Consider the following 17,573-nt stretch of genomic DNA (forward strand, 5'->3'; position numbering starts at 1 on the left):
TCCGCCTCACGGGCGCCTGACTGACATCAGATCACTCGAATCGAACGCACGCACTTTCCAATGCCTCACTGAGCAAGTCTGGACTCGACTTCGGATCGGGACTACTGAAGCAGATCCAGCACGCCCTTGACCAGGCAGACCGTCGCAATCACCAGAATGATGCGACCACTCACCGTCCGGAACCGGGCATCGTCCCAGTGTTCCAGCAGCCGGGTGCCGAGACGGGTGCCGACCACGGCAACCGCCATGGCGGTTGCGTAGAAGGCCACCGCGATGTCCTCGGTGACACCGATGATCAGTCCGTAGTACACCAGCTTCAGCAGATGGCCCAGGGTCTGGGTGAAGGCCTTACTGGCGATGATCTCGAAGCGATTCAATCGGGCGTTGAGATAGAACACGTCCAGCAGCGGACCGGAGGCACCGGCGAGAAGCTGGGCCGCGGTTACTACCAGGCCGCAGACGACGGCGGTGGGTTTGTGGCAGACATCCAGGCCGCGGAGTTTTGGCAGCACTCTGGCCAGCCAGGGAAACAGTCCGATGGCGATGAGTACGATGCCGGTATCCGGTACCAGGGTCAGGGCGCTGAAGCCGCCAAAGGCGACGGCGGCACCCAGGCAGTAAGCAGGCAGGATGTGCCACTGGATGTGGCTGCGCAGGAACCAGGCCCGGGAGCCGTTGGAGGTCGCCTGCACCGCGCCGTGAATGAGCATGGCAGCGGAGACCGAGACCGTAGACACCAGAATGGCCATCAGGATCATGCCACCGGCCATGCCGAGCACGCCGGAGATGGCGCTGGTGGCCAGCACGGAGACCAGCAGCAGCAGAGTCAGGGTGAGTGTCATGGCGAAGCAGGATGCCTGGGGGCCATATCATGAAAAAAGCGAATGATTGGAATATGATCCTGTCGTTGTTGGAAATGATTAATTGGCCATGATCGAAAACCTAGAAACCCTGGTGATGCTGTCGAAGACGGGCACCATGATGGAAACCGCCACCCAGCTGAAGGTGTCCCAGTCCGCGGTGAGCAAGCGGATCGCCGCGCTGGAGCGCTACTACGATCGCGCCCTCATCGAACGGGACGGACGCCGGGTGGTGCTCTCCCACCACGGCACCCGCCTGGTGGAAAAGGTCACGCCACTGATCTCGGAACTGCGCAGTGTGTTTCTCGAAGACAATGCGCTGCGCAAAGGCAAGATCATCGTCGGTGTCTCGGAAGCCATTTTGTGCAGCTGGGGCCCGCGGCTGTTTGCGGACGTGCACAAGGAAATGCCCGAAGTGGAGTTTACGGTGCACGCCCAGCGATCGCCGGTGGTTCTCGACCGGCTCCGCTCGGGTGAATACATGGTGGGGATCTGCACCGGCTCACCCGATTCGGATACGGATCTGCAGAGCGAGGTCATCCGGCTCGAGCCCATGGTCATCCTGCCCGCAGAACTCACACCGCTCGAATACCGCATTGGTGAACCGCTGGATGTGATCACCATCGAATCCCGCTCCGGCGCCTGGCAGTCCATCGAAGACGATATGCGAAGGCTCAACCTCAACCGCCAGGTCTCGCTCGAATCTTTTTTTGCGGTGGCCCAGATGGCGCTGGCCGGTTTCGGACATGGTCTGGTACCGGCCGGTGTCGCGCGCACCCTGGGTGTGAAGGAATCCTCGTGGATCGATCTGCGGGATGCCGGAGTCAACCGTCCGGTGCGTTTCGTCGCCCGGAAATCCATGTTCTCCCAGCCGCTGGTGCAGAATTTCTATCGGATTGCTTCGCGACTGGTGCGGCTGATCTGATTTTTCGGTCCGAATCGATCACCATGCGCTGGTGCGATCAGTACCGACTGCGGACCCCATCACCTTCCAACGGAGCCTGAAGTAACGATGATCATCCTGCATCACTACCCTGAATCCCTTTTCTCGGAAAAGGTCCGCCTCCTGCTCGGCTATCACGATCTCGACTGGCGTTCGGTGATCATCTCCAATGTGATGCCGCGGCCGGATCTCATGCCGCTGACCGGCGGTTATCGCAAGACGCCCGTGCTGCAGATCGATGCGAACGTCTATTGTGATTCCCGCATCATCGGCCGGGCGCTGGCGCGATCGGCAGACGACTGGTCGCTGTATACAGCGGGCTTTGCTGCCACCCGTACTGCGGAATGGGCGGACACGACCCTGTTTCAGATTGCGGTGACCATGAATTTCCGCCCCGAGGCGGCCGCACTGCTGTTCGGCAGGCTCAGTGCCGAGCAGGTCGCCGCATTTCAGCGGGACCGGGCAGAACTCAGCGGCGGCCGGGCGATCGCGGCACTTCCGGTGAGTGCGGCTGCGGGTGCCCTGACCGAAGCGCTGGTGGAGCTCGACTCGTCGCTGCGAGCGGAACCCTTCCTTTTCGGCGAAGCACCCAGCATTGCGGATTTCTCCGTGTATCACTGCCTGTGGTTTCTCAATAACAATCCGCTGAACGCCGCTCTGATCCGGCCGTTCGGCGCAGTGGACGCCTGGATGCAGCGCATGGCGGCCTTCGGCCACGGGCGTTCGAGCGGGATGACCACCGCCGAAGCATTGCAGCATGGTCGCAGCAGCACTCCGGTGCTGCCGGAACTGGATTCAGTCGAGCGGCCGGATCTGAAGCCGGGTGATCCTGTCACGGTGGCGCCGGTGGACTACGGCCGGATCCCGGTGAGCGGTCGACTGCTCGGGTTGTCGGCACACGAGATCGTGATCGGGAGAGAGGATCCGGCGGCCGGTGAGATCATGGTGCATTTCCCGGTCAGCGGATTCGAGATCAATCCTGCCTGAGGGCGACCGCTTCGGGCCGGTCCAGACACCAGGCGCTCAGTGCGCTGATCCAGGCTTCGTCGTCGTTGAGGCAGGGCACCAGGGTGAAGGACTCACCACCGGCTGCCAGGAACTGCTCGCGACCGGCGATGCCGATCTCTTCGAGGGTTTCCAGATTGTCCGCGACGAAGGCAGGGCAGGCCACCACCAGTTTCCGCACACCCTGGCCCGCCAGTGCTTGCAGAGTGGCGTCCGTGTAGGGGGTCAGCCAGGCGGCGCGGCCGAGGCGTGACTGAAAACTGGTGGTGACCCGGCTCGCGTCCAGGCCGATGGCACTGATCAGCGCATCTGATGTGCGTCGGACCTGATGCCGATAGCAGGTGGCATGAGCGACGGATGGCCGTTCACAGCAATCGGCGGTCTTCAGACAGTGCGCGCCGGTGGGATCTGCCCGGGTCAGGTGTCGCTCGGGCAGCCCGTGGTAGGAGAGCAGCAGATGGTCCCATTCCGCCGGCAGATGACGCCTGATGAGATCGGCCTGGGCCTGGATGTAGTCCGGGTGGTTGAAGAAAGGCGGCAGAATTTCCAGTGTCATACCGGAAGGCAGCTGGCGGCGCGTCGCCTCGATGGTCGTGGTACGGGTGGATGCTGCATGCTGGGGATACAGTGGGACCAGCAGGGTGCGGGTCACGCCTTTCGCAGCCAGCGCCTGGAGTGCAGAGTCCAGCGCGGGTTCGCCGTAGCGCATGGCCAGTTCGCAGGGCATGTCGGTACGCTGTTCAAGGGCGTGCCGCAGCCCCTGGCTGAAATGTTTGAGCGGGGATCCCGTGCCAGGTCCTGCGGCGTCCCAGATACTGCGGTAGGCGGCCGCGCTGCGGCCTGGCCGTCGCGGCAGGATCGCACCGTAGACCAGCAGCGCACGCAGCGGCCAGGGCAGATCCACCACATGGGGGTCCATCAGAAACTCCGCGAGGTATTTGCGAACATCCCTGGTTTCAGTCGATGCCGGTGTACCCAGATTGACCAGCAGAATGCCTCGAGTCACGAGCAGTGCAGCTCCTCTTCGATAGGATGGATTGATGATTGTGACAGCCAGCCTGTCTCGAAAGGTCTGCCCGCCAGGTCAGTTTTGTAGGTGAGAAGGTGTTGGGATAGTATCCGCGCTCCTTCGGTAAGTCATGTGGCAATCATGAGTGCGGCGCGCGCCATCATCATCGACTACGATGCGGGCAATCTGCGCAGCGTGCAGCGTGCGTGTGCCGAAGTCGGTCTCGATGCCTGCATCAGCGCGGACGCGACTGCGGTGCGGGATGCCGATCGGGTCATCTTTCCAGGTGTCGGTGCGGCGGGCAGTGCCATGAAATCGCTGCTGCGCACCGGTCTCGATCAGGCGTTGAAAGATGTACTGGCCTCAGGGCGACCTGTGCTGGGTATCTGTCTGGGCCTGCAGATTTCCTTCGATCATTCGGAGGAGAACGATCAGCACACGCTCGGTCTGCTCCCTGGCCGGGTTCGACGTTTCAGTTTCGAACGCCGCGACCTGAAGATTCCGCATATGGGCTGGAATGAGGTGCGGGTGGTCCGACCCCATCCCCTGCTCCAGGACATCGTGCCCGGCGATGAGTTCTATTTCGTGCACGGCTACTACCCGGTTCCTGCGGTCGCCTCGCTGACCTTTGCTGTGACCGATTACGAGATCGAGTTTGCTTCTGCCGTGGGCGAGAAGAACTACTTCGCTACCCAGTTTCACCCGGAAAAAAGCGGTCGGGTGGGCCTGCAGCTGCTGAGCCGATTCGCCCAGTGGGACGGGCACGAGGACATGGCTGAGGATGCTTCGCCGAAGGTGGCTCGATCATGCTGAGCAAACGGCTGATCGCCTGCCTGGACGTGCGGGATGGCAGGCTGGCCAAGAGCGTGAAGTTCGTGGATACGAAAGACATCGGGGATCCGGTGGAGAAGGCGCGCGCCTACTATCTGGATGGTCTCGATGAACTGGTATTTTACGACATCACGGCCTCCAGCGATCGTCGCAACATCATGCTCGATGTGGTGGAAGCGGTGGCGGCCGAAGTCTTCATCCCCCTGTCGGTCGGCGGGGGCGTGCGCACGGTTGCGGATGCCACGGACCTGCGGCTTGCCGGGGCAGAGAAGATCAATGTGAATTCTGCCGCGGTGCAGAGACCAGCCCTGATCGCGGAGTGCGCGGACGCCATCGGCACCCAGAACATCGTGCTGTCCATGGACATTGTGGCGACTGCAGAGCGGGCACAGTTCCCCAGTGGTTATCAGATCGTGATCAACGGCGGCCGCACGCCGACTCCGCTCGATGCACTGGCCTGGGCGCTGGAAGGTGAGCAGCTCGGGGCTGGCGAGCTGGTGGTCAATTCCATCGACGCGGACGGAACCCGCGGCGGCTACGAGCTGACTCTCACGGCGATGCTGGCAGAAGCCGTGCGCATTCCGGTCATCGCCTCCGGCGGGGCGGGACTTCCCGAGCATCTGTATGACGTCCTCACCGAAGGTAAGGCGGATGCCGCGCTGGTGGCGTCCATGGTTCACTACGGTGACTATCGGGTCAGCGGTCTGAAACATTACCTGCACGATCGCGGTGTGAAAATGCGGATGTCCTGGTAGCAATAACAGATCCGACGCGCCGAAGCAGGGCGGGACCGACGGACAGGGGGGAAATCAGTGAAAGCCATTCTTACAGACGGTGATCGGCTGCGCTGGGCGGAGGCACCGGCGCCGGCGATCGGCACTGGCCAGGTTCGTATCGCGGTGCAGGCCAGCGCCATCAACCGGGCGGACCTGGTGCAGCGCACGGGGGGCTATCCGCCACCACCGGGGGCGTCCGACATACTCGGTCTCGAGTGTGCGGGGGAAGTCATCGAGATCGGCGACGGGGTCAACCGCGTGCGGGTAGGCGACAGAGTGTGCGCTCTGCTTGCGGGTGGCGGCTATGCCCAGGAAGTGGTGGTGCCGGCGGGGCAGGTTCTGCCGATACCGGCGGGCCTGGACATGCACCAGGCGGCTGCCATACCGGAGGTTTTTGCTACGGCTTTCCTGAATCTTTATATGGAAGCCGGACTGGAAAAAGGCGAGCGCGTCGTTCTCCACGCGGGCGCAAGCGGCGTTGGTACTGCCGCCATTCAGCTGTGCCGCGAGTCGGGCAATCCCTGTTTTGTGACTGCGGGCAGCGATGACAAGATCAGCCGCTGTGTCGCCCTCGGCGCGGCTGGTGGCTGGAATCGACACAGCGGCGGCACTTTCACCGATGCGGTGAAGGCCTGGGCAGATACCGGTGTGGACGTGATTCTCGATCCGGTGGGTGCGGCCTACTTCCCGGATAACGTCGCCTGCCTCGGGCTGCAGGGGCGGCTTGTGCTCATCGGTCTGATGGGCGGACTCAAGACCGACATCAACCTGGGTGCGCTGATGATGAAGCGGCTGAAGGTCATCGGTTCGACGCTGCGGGCGCGTCCGGTAGCGGCCAAGGCGGCGATCATGGATCGGCTGCTGGAAGAGGTGTGGCCTGCGTTCGCCAGTGGTGCGATCCGGCCCATCATCGAAACCGTGATGCCCATCGAGGATGTTGAACGTGCCCACGCCCTGGTGGCGAGTGACGCCACCTTCGGCAAGGTGGTGCTCAGTATCCCGACCTGAGACCCGCCCGGGCGGGTCCCGCGCTCAGGCCAGTTCGTCGAGACCTTTGAGCTGAGTCTCCAGCAGGACCAGGGTGCTGGCTGCATCGGCAGCCTTAACACGTTCCGCGTCCACCACGGCGGCAGGCGCCTTGGCCACAAAGCTTGCGTTGGCCAGTTTTCCTTCGAGGCGCCGCAGTTCCGCACGCTTGCGCTCGATCTCCTTGCCAATGCGAGCCTTTTCAGCAGCCACATCGATGAGTCCCGCCAGGGGCACCATGATCTTCAGATCTCCAGCTACCGCCAGGGCGTTTGGAGGAGCGGTATCCGCAGCGTCGAGCCAGCGGATCCTGCTGATTTTCGCCATCCGTTTGAGCAGTCCGTCGGTTGCCAGGGCCAGGGTCCGGTCCTGGGCATCGCCGTTCTGCAGCAGAACTTCGATCTCGGTGCTGGGTTTGATGTTGGCTTCTCCGCGGATGTTGCGAATGCCGACGATCACCTGCTTCAGCCACTCGATGGCTGCCTCCGCCTCTGAGTCGGCAGGAAAGTCCGCCGTCTGCGGAAATGGCTGCAGCATGATCGTGGGGCCGGTGATCTCCAGCAGCGGTGCACTGGCACGCCATATCGATTCCGTGATGAAAGGCATGACGGGATGGGTAGTGCGCAGCAGTGCTTCGAGCACCCGGAGCAGGGTGTATTGGGTACCACGCAGGGCGGCTGCATCCGCCGCTTCGTCCCACAGCAGCGGCTTGGTGAGTTCCAGATACCAGTCGCAGTACTCGTGCCAGATGAAGTCGTAGAGCGCGCCCGCATAAAGATCGAAACGATAGGTCGAAATGGCCAGCTCGCAGGTCTGCAGCAGGGTGGCCGTCTTCGACAGAATCCACCGATCCGCCATGCTCAGCTCCTGCGGCCCCTTGAGATCCACTTCCTCACAGTTCTGTAACACGAATTTCGCCGCGTTCCACAGTTTGTTGCAGAAATTCCGGTAGCCTTCGACTCGATTCAGATCGAAGCGCACATCCCGACCGGTACTGGCGAGAGCGCAGAAGGTGAAGCGCAGCGCGTCCGTTCCGAACGAAGGGATACCTTCGGGAAAGTCCCGGCGGGTGGCTTTCTCGATTCGGGGTTTCATCTGGGGTTGAGTCAGGTTGGCGGTTCTTTTTTCGAGCAGATCCTCCAGGGAGATACCGTCGATGAGATCCAGTGGATCGAGACCATTGCCTCGAGTCTTGGACATCTTCTGACCTTCGGCGTCCCGTACCAGGCCGTGAATATATACCTGCCGGAAAGGCACCTGGCCGGTGAACTTCAGGGTCATCATGATCATCCGGGCGACCCAGAAGAAAATGATGTCGTGGCCGGTAACCAGCACGTCGGTGGGGTGATAGCGCGCGAGATCTTCGGTGTTCTCAGGCCAGCCGAGGGTGCCGAAAGTCCACAACGATGAAGAGAACCAGGTTTCCAGCACGTCCGGATCCCGGGTGAGCACAACCCCGGTGTCCAGGGTGTGTCGGCTGCGGACCTCGGTTTCGCTGCGCCCTACATAGATGTTGCCGGCGGCGTCGTACCAGGCGGGAATCCGATGCCCCCACCACTGCTGGCGGGAAATGCACCAGTCCTGGATGTTGTTCATCCAGGAGAAATAGACGTTTTCATACTGCTTCGGGATGAACTCGATGTCGCCGTTCTTTACTGCCGCCATGGCAGGTTCCGCCAGCGGGGAAATCTTCACGAACCACTGATCTGTGAGCAGGGGTTCGATCACCGCGTCCGAGCGATCTCCCCGGGGTACCATGAGCTTGTGCGGTTCGATCCTGTCCAGCAGTCCGAGCGCTTCGAGATCGGCGACGATCCGTTTGCGGGCCTCGAAGCGATCCAGGCCCCGGTAGGCGGCCGGTACTTCATCATTCAGACGTGCGTCTTCGGTGAACAGATTGATCAACGGCAGTCCGTGCCGGGCGCCAATGTCGTTGTCATTGAAGTCATGGGCCGGAGTGATCTTCACACAGCCGCTGCCGAACTCCCGGTCGACATAGTCATCGGCGATGATTGGGATCTGCCGATCTGCCAGAGGCAGCCGCACGCTGCCACCGACCAGATGACTGAAGCGCTCGTCCTGCGGATGCACGGCGACTGCCGTGTCACCGAGCATGGTCTCAGGCCGTGTCGTGGCGACCACCAGATAATCCAGCCCCGTGCTGCTTTTCAGCCCGGCGGCCAGCGGATAGCGGAAGTGCCAGAGGCTGCCGTCCTCTTCGCTGCTGACCACTTCCAGATCGGAGATGGCGGTGCGCAGCTCGGGATCCCAGTTCACCAGCCGCTTGCCGCGATAGATGAGGCCTTCTTCGTGCAGCCGCACGAAAACCTCGAGCACGGCCCTGGAAAATCCTTCATCGAGGGTGAAGCGGTCACGCGACCAGTCCAGTGAGGAGCCCATGCGCCGCAACTGCTCGGAGATGGTGCCGCCGGACTCGCGCTTCCATTCCCAGACCTTCTCCGTAAAGGCTTCTCTGCCGATCTCATGCCGGCTGATCTGCCGCGCGTTGAGCTGGCGTTCGACCAGCATCTGAGTGGAGATGCCCGCATGGTCGGTGCCCATCTGCCAGAGGGTGCGGTCGCCCTTCATGCGGTGGTAGCGGATCAGTGCATCCATGAGGGTATGCTGAAACGCATGTCCCATATGCAGGCTGCCGGTGACATTCGGTGGCGGAATGACTATGCAGTAACCGTCACCGTCTCCCCGAGGCGCGAAATAGCCGGCGTCTTCCCATTCCCGGTAGAGTGCCTGCTCGATGCTGTGTGGATCAAAACTGCTGTCCATCTTCAACCGCTTCTACCTCTTCTGATCTAGGCGTTCTTTGTTTTTGCTTGCCGGCCCTTCTGCAGGCGGCGTGTTACTTCATTTTCCAGCGCAGCTCCGGCAGCCTCGAGCAGTTCGGCGCGCAATTCGTCTATGTGTGCGAGCACCAGCCGTCGCAGCCATTTCCGCAAAGCGGCGTCGATGCGCACCTTGAGCGCCTGGTTGAGTTCGTCCGTGTCCTCCGGTGTCCAGTCGGTCCGATGCGCTTCGATTGTGGCCCGCGTCTGATCGAGAATGCGTTCGGCGGACTGTTTCCAGCCTTCTCCCAGAAGTGCTTCAAAGAGCTCGTCGTCGAGGCCGCCCGGAGCATCGGGATCGAAGATCATTCCTGCTTCCAGGGGTGGCTCGGTCAGTCGCATCGCGCCTTCCACCACGTCGTCGAGCAGCGGCACGTCGGCTGCATCCTGCTCTGCCCGGGCTTCTTCATCGAGCAGGGTGCGGATCGACTCCAGATCGCCGAGCAGCGCATTCTTCGAGTCACCGGATGGGGCGGGTTTCTTCTTCATGCGATCATCGACTGTCCGTGAGTGCGGGACGTCTGCGAGCAGCGCTGAGGCGTTGATACTTAATCAGAGGCTCCCTAGCCTTCCCAGTCGTCGAGTTCGTGGTGATAGAGCGGAAAGCCTCTGTCCCGGTAGAACTGATAACGGGCCCTACCTGCGTCCCGGCTGCTGCCAACGACAATCTCTGCCACCCGCTCGAAGCGCCCGAAAAAATCCGGTACAGCAGGCGCGAGATTGATCAGTACCCCATCGTAGCGTCTCGGTTCGCCCCAGGACACCACCAGCGGTGCGCCTTCGGCCTCGGGCGAACGTTCGATGCCGTGGGGCAGAAAGCGCTGTTCGGGATACTCCCACAGCAGCGCATCGAATGCCCGGGCGCTCTTTTCGTCTGCCGCGTGCACGACCACCTGCTGTCCGCTGTCGACCGCCTTGCAGGCCAGCCGACAGGCGAAACGCTGCATGGCAGTGATTTCCACGTCCTTGAGAATGTAGAAATCGACCCGTGTCATCCGCCTGCCTGATCGACCAGATAGCGGAACAGCAGACTTACCGGCCGGCCAGTGGCGCCTTTTGTCGTGCCTCCCTGGAAGGCCGTGCCGGCGACATCGAGATGGGCCCAGCGCTGCTTTTCGACAAAGCGCGCGAGAAAACAGGCGGCGAGTACCGAGCCTGCACCACCGGTACCGATGTTGGCCACATCGGCGAAGGGACTCTTCAGGCTCGGCTGATATTCCTCCCATACGGGCATTCGCCAGGCCCGATCGCCGCTGAATTCGCCGGCCGCGAGGAGGTCCTGGGCCAGCGCGTCGTCGCTGCTGAACAGACCGGAGGCCTGGGCACCTAGCGCAACGATGATGGCGCCGGTGAGGGTGGCCACATCGATGATCACTTTCGGCTTGAAGCGTTCAGCGGCGTAACTTAAAGCATCACACAACACCAGGCGGCCTTCCGCGTCGGTGTTGAGGATTTCCACCGTTTTGCCCGAGTGAGTTGAGACGATGTCACCGGGCCGCGTCGCCCGGCCACTGGGCATGTTTTCCGCAGCCGCTACGATGGTCACCAGATTTATGGGCAGCCTGGCTTCGATAACTGCCCGGGTCGCGCCGAGTACGCTGGCGGCACCACACATATCGAACTTCATCTCATCCATCGCCGCACCCGGCTTGAGGCTGATGCCGCCGGTATCGAAAGTGATGCCCTTGCCGACGAGCACGATGGGGGCATCCTTGGCTTTCTTCGCGCCACGATACTGAATGATGATCATTTTCCCGGGCTTGTCGCTGCCCCGGCTGACCGAGAGGAAAGCACCCATGCCCAGTTCGGTCATGCGTTTCTCATCCAGTGCGGAAACGGTGACTGCGGGATCCTTCGCCAGCTTGCGCGACTCTTTCAGCAGAAAGCCCGGATCACAGATGTTGGGCGGCTGATTACCCAGGTCCCGGGCCCAGTCGAGTCCGCTCTTTGCCGCCTGGCCATGGCGCACTGCCCGGCTGATCTGGCTCTTCGAGCGGCCATCCGCGTGAAAGTCGACACGGGTGATTGTCGTCGCCGGTGTCTCGGCGGGTTTACTCTTGTGCAGATCGAAGGCATAGAGGGCGGTGGAGAGGGCGGTGAGCGCGGTGCTGGCCTTCCAGTAGGCATCCTTGCCGGTGACCCGGGCCAGGGTGAGTGCCCAGAGCGCGTTCTTTGCCGGGAGTGTTTTCAAGCGTTCAGCGGTAGTGCGGAGCGCTTTCCGGAAATCTGTCTCAGAGAGGGTGCCGTCCGTACCGCCCGCGATCAGCAGCCGTCGGACGCCGGACTTTGCAGGCAGATTGACCAGCAGGACTTCGCCAGGCTTGTCCTTGAAATCGGTAATTGCGGCGGTCAGCAGCTCCCGGGACCCCAGCGCTCGGGCGGTGCTTTCCGCCGTCTTACGACTCGCGATCAGAACATCGGTGCGCAGTTCGCTCAGGGTGCCGGTCTTGGTCGAATACTTCATAATGGATTCATCGTGCCTTGGATTGCTTCGTTCAGGCGCGCAATTCTAATTTAAATTCAAGGACCTGGCATATGGCGGTGGCCGCGCGGTACGTGGCGCGTGAACTGATGGCGGTATTTGTCGTGGTCATGGTGATCCTTTTCACCGTCACTGTGGGCGCTCGCTTCATCGGTTACCTGCAGGATGCGGCGCTGGGAAAATACTCTGCGGCCAGTGTGCTGACGATTCTGTGGCTGCGATTGCCGGGCTTTCTGGAACTGGTGCTGCCCTTTTCCCTCTTTCTGGCGCTGCTGATCACCCTGGGTCGACTCTATGCTGAACAGGAGTTTTCCGCGCTGCAGGTGGGTGGTGCCAGTCCCGGTCGAGTGCTCGGGTGGTTGACCATTCCCATCGTGATCGTGGCAGTCATCGTCGGCTATTTCAGCTTGCTGCAGAAGCCTGCAAACATTCTCGCCCTGTCTGAGTTCATGCTGGCGGAGCGATCCAGCCAGGAGTTCCGGGCCGTCAGCCCGGGCGTGTTTCATGATTTCCAGCGTGGTAAACGGGTGACCTATGCCGAGTCACTCAGTGAAGATCGACAATTGCTCAAAGAGGTCTTCCTCGTCGAGTACAGCCGCGAGGACCCTCGAATCGTCACGGTGCGGGCGGAGGAAGGGCGTCAGTATGTGGACCCCAATTCCGGCACTCGCTATCTGCTCATGAAGAACGGAACCCGCCAGTGGGGAGTCATCGGTACGAGCGACTACCAGGTGCTCGATTTCAAGGAGCTGTCACAGCGCCTGGTGCCTGAAGAACCGGTGCTGTCACGTATCGATATGCAGGCCCTGCCGACCACAGAACTGCTCGAGCGGCGCACCGAACCGGAGGTTGCAGCCGAGCTGCACTGGCGGATTGCGCTGCCCCTGCTGGTGCTTGTGACATCGCTGCTGGGTGTCGGGCTGGCGCGAGTGAAACCGAGGCAGGGCAGGTTTGCACGACTGCTGCCGGGATTTGCGGTGTTCGTGGGCTACTACGTGCTGCTGGTGCTCAATCAGAACGCCCTGATCGAAGGCTGGTGGCCGGCGGCGGGTGGATTCTGGCTCGTGCACCTCGGCTTTCTGGCGCTGGGACTGTTCACGCTGCACCGCTCCGGACTGCCGGCCAGGCATTGAGTCTGCAATTGAATCTCATGAACGGCCGTTGAAATCATGCAACTGAGCTTCCAGCCGAAACTGATGGACAGATACATAGGATCTGCCGTGCTGGGTGCGGTGGTACTGGTTCTACTCGCCTTTCTCGGCCTCATCACACTGTTCGCTCTGCTCGAGGAACTTGGCGAAAACGAAGCCGGGTACACGCTGTTGGATGCGCTCCAGTATGTGCTCCTGACCACGCCGAGAAGAATCTACGAAGTGCTCCCCTATGTCGCCTTTCTGGGCGCACTGATCGGCCTTGGTAATCTGGCTTCAAGTTCCCAGATCGTGGTGCTGCGTGCGAACGGGGTATCCCCCGGGCGCATCTTCGGCAGTGTGGCGATGCCGGTGGTGCTGATTTTCGGACTCGGTTTCAGTCTGGGCGAGTGGGTGGCACCCCGGGCGGAAGAGCGGGCCGAGCTTTTCAAGCTGCGTGCGGTGAGTGACGTGGAGGTGCTGAAACTCTCCCGCGCCTACTGGTATCGCGAGGGCAACATGATGATGAGAGTGCTGGGACTCGGCAGCGATGGTGAGCTGGTAGGTATCAATCAGTACTGGTACGGCACGGATCGGAGTCTGCAGACTGCGGTGGCCGCGGCACGGGCCTCCTACCGCGGCGGCGATGATCCACACTGGCAGCTCGAAGATGTGGACATCAGTCGATTTGGCGATGCAGCGATCCGTGTCGAGCATCACGACAGCCTGCGCTGGGACGGGCAGGTGGATCCCGGTGTACTGAGCATCCGGGTGCTGGTGGATCCGCGGCAGCTGTCACTTGCAGACCTGAATGCTCAGGTGGATTACATGACCAGAGAAGGTCTGCAGCCGGCGCCTTATCAGCTCGCCTACTGGAGCAAAGTGCTCCAGCCGCTGGCGGTACTCGGACTCGCCCTGCTGGCGCTGGGCTTTGTGCTCGGACCCTTAAGGGAAGTGAACATGGGGGTGCGGCTGTCGGTGGGCATTTTTGTGGGCCTGGGCTTCAAGTATCTGCAGGATTTGTTTGCGCCGATGAGCATGGTCTACGACCTGCCGCCGGTCCTGGCGGTGCTGATTCCGATCATCGTCTGCTGGTTGCTGGGAGCCTGGGGACTGAGGCGGGTTGCCTGATCGCCTGACACGCGTGCTTTCAGCGCGCGTGCTTTCAGCGCGCGTGCTCCGGGCGCGCGTGCACCGTGATGGTGCCCGAGAACAGATCCGACCAGCTGCGATGGGCGGGATCGATATAAATCCACAGATAGCCGACACCACAGGTCGCGAAAGACAGCAGGGCGCCCAGGAAACGGAGGATCGCCGCCCTGGGGCGCAGCGGTCCGCCATCCAGAGTCTCCAGTTTCAGGTGCCAGGCCAGCATGCCGATGGTCTGTCCTTTCATCAGCCAGAAGTAGGCGAAAAAGCCAAACAACTCGATGAAGAGCAGACTCTGGATGCCGGGTCCCACCACCACGTCGTTGCGTAAGGCGACAACGGGGAAAAGGGTGAACATCCACACGGCGAGAATAATGAGTGCGTCGTACACCATCGCACCAATGCGTCGCAGCAGGCCGGCGGGTTTCTCGACGGGCGACACGGGCTGCAGTCCACTACGCAAAGGTTGCGATGTCACCGTCCAGCCTGACCCGGCGGCCACAGAATTCCTCCACGGTCATCGCCTGCAGCGTTTCCTGATCCGTGCAGTTCGCCCAGGCGCGCCGGCCATCGGGCAGCAGGGCGCTGATGTGGCCGATCTGTGGTCCGCTCGCTCCGAACATCACGGTGTAGCTCTCCACTTCAGCGGATCCCGCATGGGTGTCCACCACCTCCCGGCGCGGCGTGGCGTCCACCTCGGCCTGCACATTTGCATGCGCGAAAGGCTTCTCGGGCCTGTCGCAGCTGTACACACCGAAGGCATGTTTGGTCAGATAACCGCCATTTGCAGTGATCAGACCTTTTTTCGAAGGGGCTGCGCGGAGCAGTTCTGCCATGGTGGCGATGGAGTGCATCACATAGTTGTTGAGCGGACCGCCTGCAAAAGTCAAACCGCCGGTCACGGTCAGGGGCTTTTGCTGATCCAGACCGATTTCCCGGGCCGCCACCTGCACAGCCACAGGAAAGCAGCTGTAGACGTCGACCAGGTCGAGCCCGCTGACTTCGACACCGGCCAGTTCCAGTGCCCGGGCGCCGGCCAGCCGGATGGCGGGGGAGGAGTAGAAATTGTCCCGGTTGGAGACGAAGTAGTGATCGTGCGCATCGCTGCCTGACCAGGGATAGATCCATTTGTCCCGGGGTATCCCCAGGGTGGTCGCCCGGGATTCCGAGCAGAGAATCAGCGCGGCGGCCTGGTCGACATTGCTGTTCGAGTTCATGAGTTTCGGATAAGGGAAAGACACCGGACGGTTACGTTCTGAGAGCGTGCGGATTTCCTCGGCGCTGCAGGCTTCCCGGATCCAGGCATGGGGATTCTGTGCGGCGACCGCTGAAAAACCGGCCCAGAGTTCGGACACCCGCTTCAGGTGCGTGTCCAGGGATTCGCCCAGGTGATGACGCAGGGCGTTTTCGAACATGGGGTAGACCTGGATCGGCATGCGGATGCCAAGGGCCAGCTCCCGTGCGTGCGCCATGACCAGGTCTTCGCCGAGCATCCGATCGGGTCTGCCGGGCGCCTCCTGCCAGTTCAGCGCACTGCGCAGATCGAGCCCGGCGCGGCGCGCTCTGGCCTGGGTATTGCCGCATTCGGCCCCGGTGATCAGCACGATGTCGTGGCGTCCGGCCTGGATATCCAGTGCAGCCTGATTCAGGGCGGTCTGCACGAAGTTGCCGCCGAACGGGGTGAGGCAGTTCTCAGCGCTGCTGTTGCCCAGCGCGGCGCCGATGACCTTTGCCGGGTTCTTATAGGGCCAGATACCCCGGACCACCCGGATGGAACTCGCAGCGGATGGCAGTTCCGGGCAGTGCGCGTCTTCCGCCGCCGCCCGCAGGGCGTCAATCATCAGCGTCAGCGGTTCTCTGGCGGCAAGGGGATCGTCGCAACGCTGGTCGAGTTGCGCAACGCCGACAAGAACGGGAACTTCATTCATGGTGTTTCTGATTCCTGGATCTGTTGGCTCGGCCCACCCGACGGTCGCGGTGTTCAGGCCGGTTCAGCCTGGGCTCTTCATCGTTAATGGGGGACACCGGTGTTCATTAAACTGATTTTGCGAAGATCGTTTAATGGAGATACCACCGATGTCCCACGCAGGAGTCATATTAGGCATAACTGACCTTGAGATCGAGAAGGTTGATCGGGACCAGGGCATCAAGGTCTATGCCCGGCCCACCAGACGCCCCTCGTGCATTCATTGCGAGCACGAGGGGGTGAGGATCAAGGCGACCCGTCAACGAACCCTCAAGCACACGCGTCAGGGTAACCAGGTGATGACCTTGCACCTGAAGTCGCCCAAGTACCACTGCCCACAGTGCGGGCGCTATTTCTGCCACCGGTTCAAGGGCGTTCGGCCGCGCTTCAGAGCGTCGGAAGCGTTTCGGCTCGAGGTGTTCGAAGCGCATGATGGCGGCGTCACTCAGCGCAAGATCACGCGCACCCACGGCATCAGTGCGGCAACCGTCGAGCGCTGGTATCAGAGCCATTGTCGGCAACGGTGCTCTGAGATGTCGAACCGCCCCTGTCCACGGGTATTGGGTATCGATGAACACTTCTTCACCCGCCGACGAGGATATGCAACAAGCTTTGTGGATCTGAAGAACCACAAAGTCTTCGACGTGGCACTCGGACGCTCTGAACCGAGCTTAAGACGCTATCTGAGGCGTTTACCGGGCCGGGATCAGGTAAAGGTCATCGTCATGGATCTGTCCGAGACCTACCGCAGCATTGCCCGCCGGTACTTCCCCAGGCCACGATCGTCGCCGATCGCTTCCATGTAATCCGGCTGGTAAACCAGCACTTTCTCAAGGTCTGGCAACAACAGGATCCCGAGGGTCGAAGCAACCGCGGATTACTGAGTCTGATGCGTCGGCACGAGTGGTATCTGTCCGATGAGCAGCGCGACAACCTCAGAAGCTATCTCGGAGAATGGCCCGTGCTCAAGGCACTGTACGATGCCAAGCAGCGGCTGAACCGCCTCCTGCTGCTGAAAGCACTGAACGCCAGGAAAGCCAGAAGCACGTTGCCCGAGTTCCTTACGCTGATTGAGCAGCTGCACGCCAGTCCGCTCCACCGGCTCGCGAAAACACTCACCTCATGGCTTGCACCCATCGTCGCCATGTGGCGATTCACGCGCAGCAACGGCATCACCGAGGGCTTCCACACCAAGATGGAAATGATGTCGAGAAGAGCCTACGGGTTCAGAAACTTTGAGAACTACCGGCTGCGGGTCTTAACCCACTGTGGCTGGGATGGCATCATCAACCGGGTTTAGTGAACAACGGCCCATCCCCCATTAATCGGGTAGAGCCCGGGCATAGCAGGGTCTGGTAGCTGGGGAGGGAGTCGAACCCTCACTTGGTCTCCCAAACTGGATTTTGAGTCCAGCGCGTCTACCAGTTTCGCCACCCAGCCAGTCGGGCCTAGGACACCCGGTGCTACCCGTCCCGCGACGGGGCCGGGATTGTTACATATCCCGGCGCGCATCTTCCACCGAGCGGGCACTGACGTTGATACTTGGTGGGAGGCTC

The 17,573-nt window shown here is 61.6% G+C and carries 15 protein-coding genes, 1 tRNA gene and 1 pseudogene; 8 read left to right on the forward strand and 9 right to left on the reverse strand.

All coding sequences use genetic code 11. The annotated features are described in order from the left end of the window. Nucleotides 1-101: 101 nt before the first annotated feature. Nucleotides 102-842, reverse strand: coding sequence for a TSUP family transporter (locus tag R3E82_03025; GenBank protein MEZ5549842.1), 741 nt, complete (start codon nucleotides 840-842; stop codon nucleotides 102-104). Nucleotides 843-930: 88 nt separating this feature from the next. On the opposite strand from R3E82_03025, the gene R3E82_03030 reads away from it, so the two are divergent. After that, nucleotides 931-1,785, forward strand: a complete 855-nt coding sequence (locus tag R3E82_03030) for a LysR family transcriptional regulator (protein MEZ5549843.1) — start codon at nucleotides 931-933, stop codon at nucleotides 1,783-1,785. An 87-nt stretch (nucleotides 1,786-1,872) separates the two neighbouring features. Continuing rightward, nucleotides 1,873-2,790: a glutathione S-transferase family protein gene (locus tag R3E82_03035; GenBank protein MEZ5549844.1), complete on the forward strand. Its 918-nt coding sequence runs from the start codon at nucleotides 1,873-1,875 to the stop codon at nucleotides 2,788-2,790. Here R3E82_03035 and hemH read toward each other — a convergent pair. Then, nucleotides 2,777-3,814 carry a ferrochelatase gene (gene hemH, locus R3E82_03040; protein ID MEZ5549845.1) on the reverse strand — a complete coding sequence of 346 codons (1,038 nt, stop codon included), beginning with the start codon at nucleotides 3,812-3,814 and terminating at the stop codon, nucleotides 2,777-2,779. The two genes, R3E82_03035 and hemH, sit on opposite strands and share 14 nt — an antisense overlap. 144 nt (nucleotides 3,815-3,958) lie before the next feature. Here hemH and hisH point away from each other — a divergent pair, with 144 nt between their 5' ends. Genes hisH through R3E82_03055 form a run of 3 tightly spaced genes read left to right on the forward strand, consistent with a single transcriptional unit; the run spans nucleotide 3,959 to nucleotide 6,432 of the window. Beyond that, on the forward strand, nucleotides 3,959-4,630 hold the full coding sequence (hisH, locus tag R3E82_03045; GenBank protein ID MEZ5549846.1) for an imidazole glycerol phosphate synthase subunit HisH: 672 nt from the start codon (nucleotides 3,959-3,961) through the stop codon (nucleotides 4,628-4,630). Continuing rightward, on the forward strand, nucleotides 4,624-5,403 hold the full coding sequence (gene hisF, locus R3E82_03050; protein ID MEZ5549847.1) for an imidazole glycerol phosphate synthase subunit HisF: 780 nt from the start codon (nucleotides 4,624-4,626) through the stop codon (nucleotides 5,401-5,403). The genes hisH and hisF overlap by 7 nt, the downstream gene beginning before the upstream one ends. Before the next feature lie 57 nt (nucleotides 5,404-5,460). Further along, on the forward strand, nucleotides 5,461-6,432 hold the full coding sequence (locus R3E82_03055) for an NAD(P)H-quinone oxidoreductase (GenBank protein ID MEZ5549848.1): 972 nt from the start codon (nucleotides 5,461-5,463) through the stop codon (nucleotides 6,430-6,432). 24 nt (nucleotides 6,433-6,456) lie between these two features. Here R3E82_03055 and R3E82_03060 read toward each other — a convergent pair whose 3' ends face one another. The 4 genes from R3E82_03060 to R3E82_03075 form a co-directional block, all read right to left on the reverse strand. Beyond that, nucleotides 6,457-9,234: a valine--tRNA ligase gene (locus R3E82_03060; GenBank protein ID MEZ5549849.1), complete on the reverse strand. Its 2,778-nt coding sequence runs from the start codon at nucleotides 9,232-9,234 to the stop codon at nucleotides 6,457-6,459. 26 nt (nucleotides 9,235-9,260) lie between these two features. Next, the gene (locus R3E82_03065) at nucleotides 9,261-9,779 is read right to left on the reverse strand and encodes a hypothetical protein (GenBank protein ID MEZ5549850.1); all 519 of its coding nucleotides are present in this window, start codon (nucleotides 9,777-9,779) and stop codon (nucleotides 9,261-9,263) included. Nucleotides 9,780-9,853: 74 nt separating this feature from the next. Beyond that, the gene (locus R3E82_03070; protein ID MEZ5549851.1) at nucleotides 9,854-10,285 is read right to left on the reverse strand and encodes a DNA polymerase III subunit chi; all 432 of its coding nucleotides are present in this window, start codon (nucleotides 10,283-10,285) and stop codon (nucleotides 9,854-9,856) included. Further along, the gene (locus R3E82_03075; GenBank protein ID MEZ5549852.1) at nucleotides 10,282-11,754 is read right to left on the reverse strand and encodes a leucyl aminopeptidase; all 1,473 of its coding nucleotides are present in this window, start codon (nucleotides 11,752-11,754) and stop codon (nucleotides 10,282-10,284) included. Before R3E82_03075 ends, R3E82_03070 begins: the two co-directional genes overlap by 4 nt. A 71-nt stretch (nucleotides 11,755-11,825) precedes the next feature. On the opposite strand from R3E82_03075, the gene lptF reads away from it, so the two are divergent. Together lptF and lptG are read left to right on the forward strand one after the other, a co-directional pair. Beyond that, entirely contained in the window at nucleotides 11,826-12,905 is a 1,080-nt protein-coding gene (gene lptF, locus R3E82_03080) for an LPS export ABC transporter permease LptF (GenBank protein MEZ5549853.1), read from the forward strand. Between the two features lie 63 nt (nucleotides 12,906-12,968). Next, the gene (gene lptG, locus R3E82_03085; GenBank protein ID MEZ5549854.1) at nucleotides 12,969-14,033 is read left to right on the forward strand and encodes an LPS export ABC transporter permease LptG; all 1,065 of its coding nucleotides are present in this window, start codon (nucleotides 12,969-12,971) and stop codon (nucleotides 14,031-14,033) included. 34 nt (nucleotides 14,034-14,067) lie between these two features. On the opposite strand, the gene R3E82_03090 is transcribed toward lptG, so the two are convergent. Next, the gene (locus R3E82_03090; GenBank protein MEZ5549855.1) at nucleotides 14,068-14,493 is read right to left on the reverse strand and encodes an RDD family protein; all 426 of its coding nucleotides are present in this window, start codon (nucleotides 14,491-14,493) and stop codon (nucleotides 14,068-14,070) included. A 13-nt stretch (nucleotides 14,494-14,506) separates the two neighbouring features. After that, nucleotides 14,507-15,979: an acetyl-CoA acetyltransferase gene (locus R3E82_03095; GenBank protein ID MEZ5549856.1), complete on the reverse strand. Its 1,473-nt coding sequence runs from the start codon at nucleotides 15,977-15,979 to the stop codon at nucleotides 14,507-14,509. 148 nt (nucleotides 15,980-16,127) lie between these two features. Here R3E82_03095 and R3E82_03100 point away from each other — a divergent pair. Beyond that, nucleotides 16,128-17,317, forward strand: a pseudogene (locus tag R3E82_03100) (ISL3 family transposase). A 53-nt stretch (nucleotides 17,318-17,370) separates the two neighbouring features. Here the strand turns inward: R3E82_03100 and R3E82_03105 are convergent. Then, nucleotides 17,371-17,457, reverse strand: a tRNA-Leu gene (locus tag R3E82_03105). Between the last annotated feature and the right edge of the window lie 116 nt (nucleotides 17,458-17,573).

The organism is Pseudomonadales bacterium, assembly GCA_041395945.1.
Taxonomy (GTDB): Bacteria; Pseudomonadota; Gammaproteobacteria; order Pseudomonadales; family Azotimanducaceae; genus SZUA-309.

Excerpts from the sequence above, each read along its gene's own strand:
- R3E82_03025 (MEZ5549842.1), bottom strand. The coding sequence starts at position 842 with ATGACACTCACCCTGACTCTGCTGCTGCTGGTCTCCGTGCTGGCCACC.
- R3E82_03075 (MEZ5549852.1), bottom strand. The coding sequence starts at position 11,754 with ATGAAGTATTCGACCAAGACCGGCACCCTGAGCGAACTGCGCACCGAT.
- R3E82_03065 (MEZ5549850.1), bottom strand. The coding sequence starts at position 9,779 with ATGAAGAAGAAACCCGCCCCATCCGGTGACTCGAAGAATGCGCTGCTC.
- lptF (MEZ5549853.1), top strand. The coding sequence starts at position 11,826 with ATGGCGGTGGCCGCGCGGTACGTGGCGCGTGAACTGATGGCGGTATTT.
- R3E82_03060 (MEZ5549849.1), bottom strand. The coding sequence starts at position 9,234 with ATGGACAGCAGTTTTGATCCACACAGCATCGAGCAGGCACTCTACCGG.
- R3E82_03095 (MEZ5549856.1), bottom strand. The coding sequence starts at position 15,979 with ATGAATGAAGTTCCCGTTCTTGTCGGCGTTGCGCAACTCGACCAGCGT.
- R3E82_03035 (MEZ5549844.1), top strand. The coding sequence starts at position 1,873 with ATGATCATCCTGCATCACTACCCTGAATCCCTTTTCTCGGAAAAGGTC.
- R3E82_03070 (MEZ5549851.1), bottom strand. The coding sequence starts at position 10,285 with ATGACACGGGTCGATTTCTACATTCTCAAGGACGTGGAAATCACTGCC.
- hisH (MEZ5549846.1), top strand. The coding sequence starts at position 3,959 with ATGAGTGCGGCGCGCGCCATCATCATCGACTACGATGCGGGCAATCTG.
- lptG (MEZ5549854.1), top strand. The coding sequence starts at position 12,969 with ATGGACAGATACATAGGATCTGCCGTGCTGGGTGCGGTGGTACTGGTT.
- R3E82_03030 (MEZ5549843.1), top strand. The coding sequence starts at position 931 with ATGATCGAAAACCTAGAAACCCTGGTGATGCTGTCGAAGACGGGCACC.
- hisF (MEZ5549847.1), top strand. The coding sequence starts at position 4,624 with ATGCTGAGCAAACGGCTGATCGCCTGCCTGGACGTGCGGGATGGCAGG.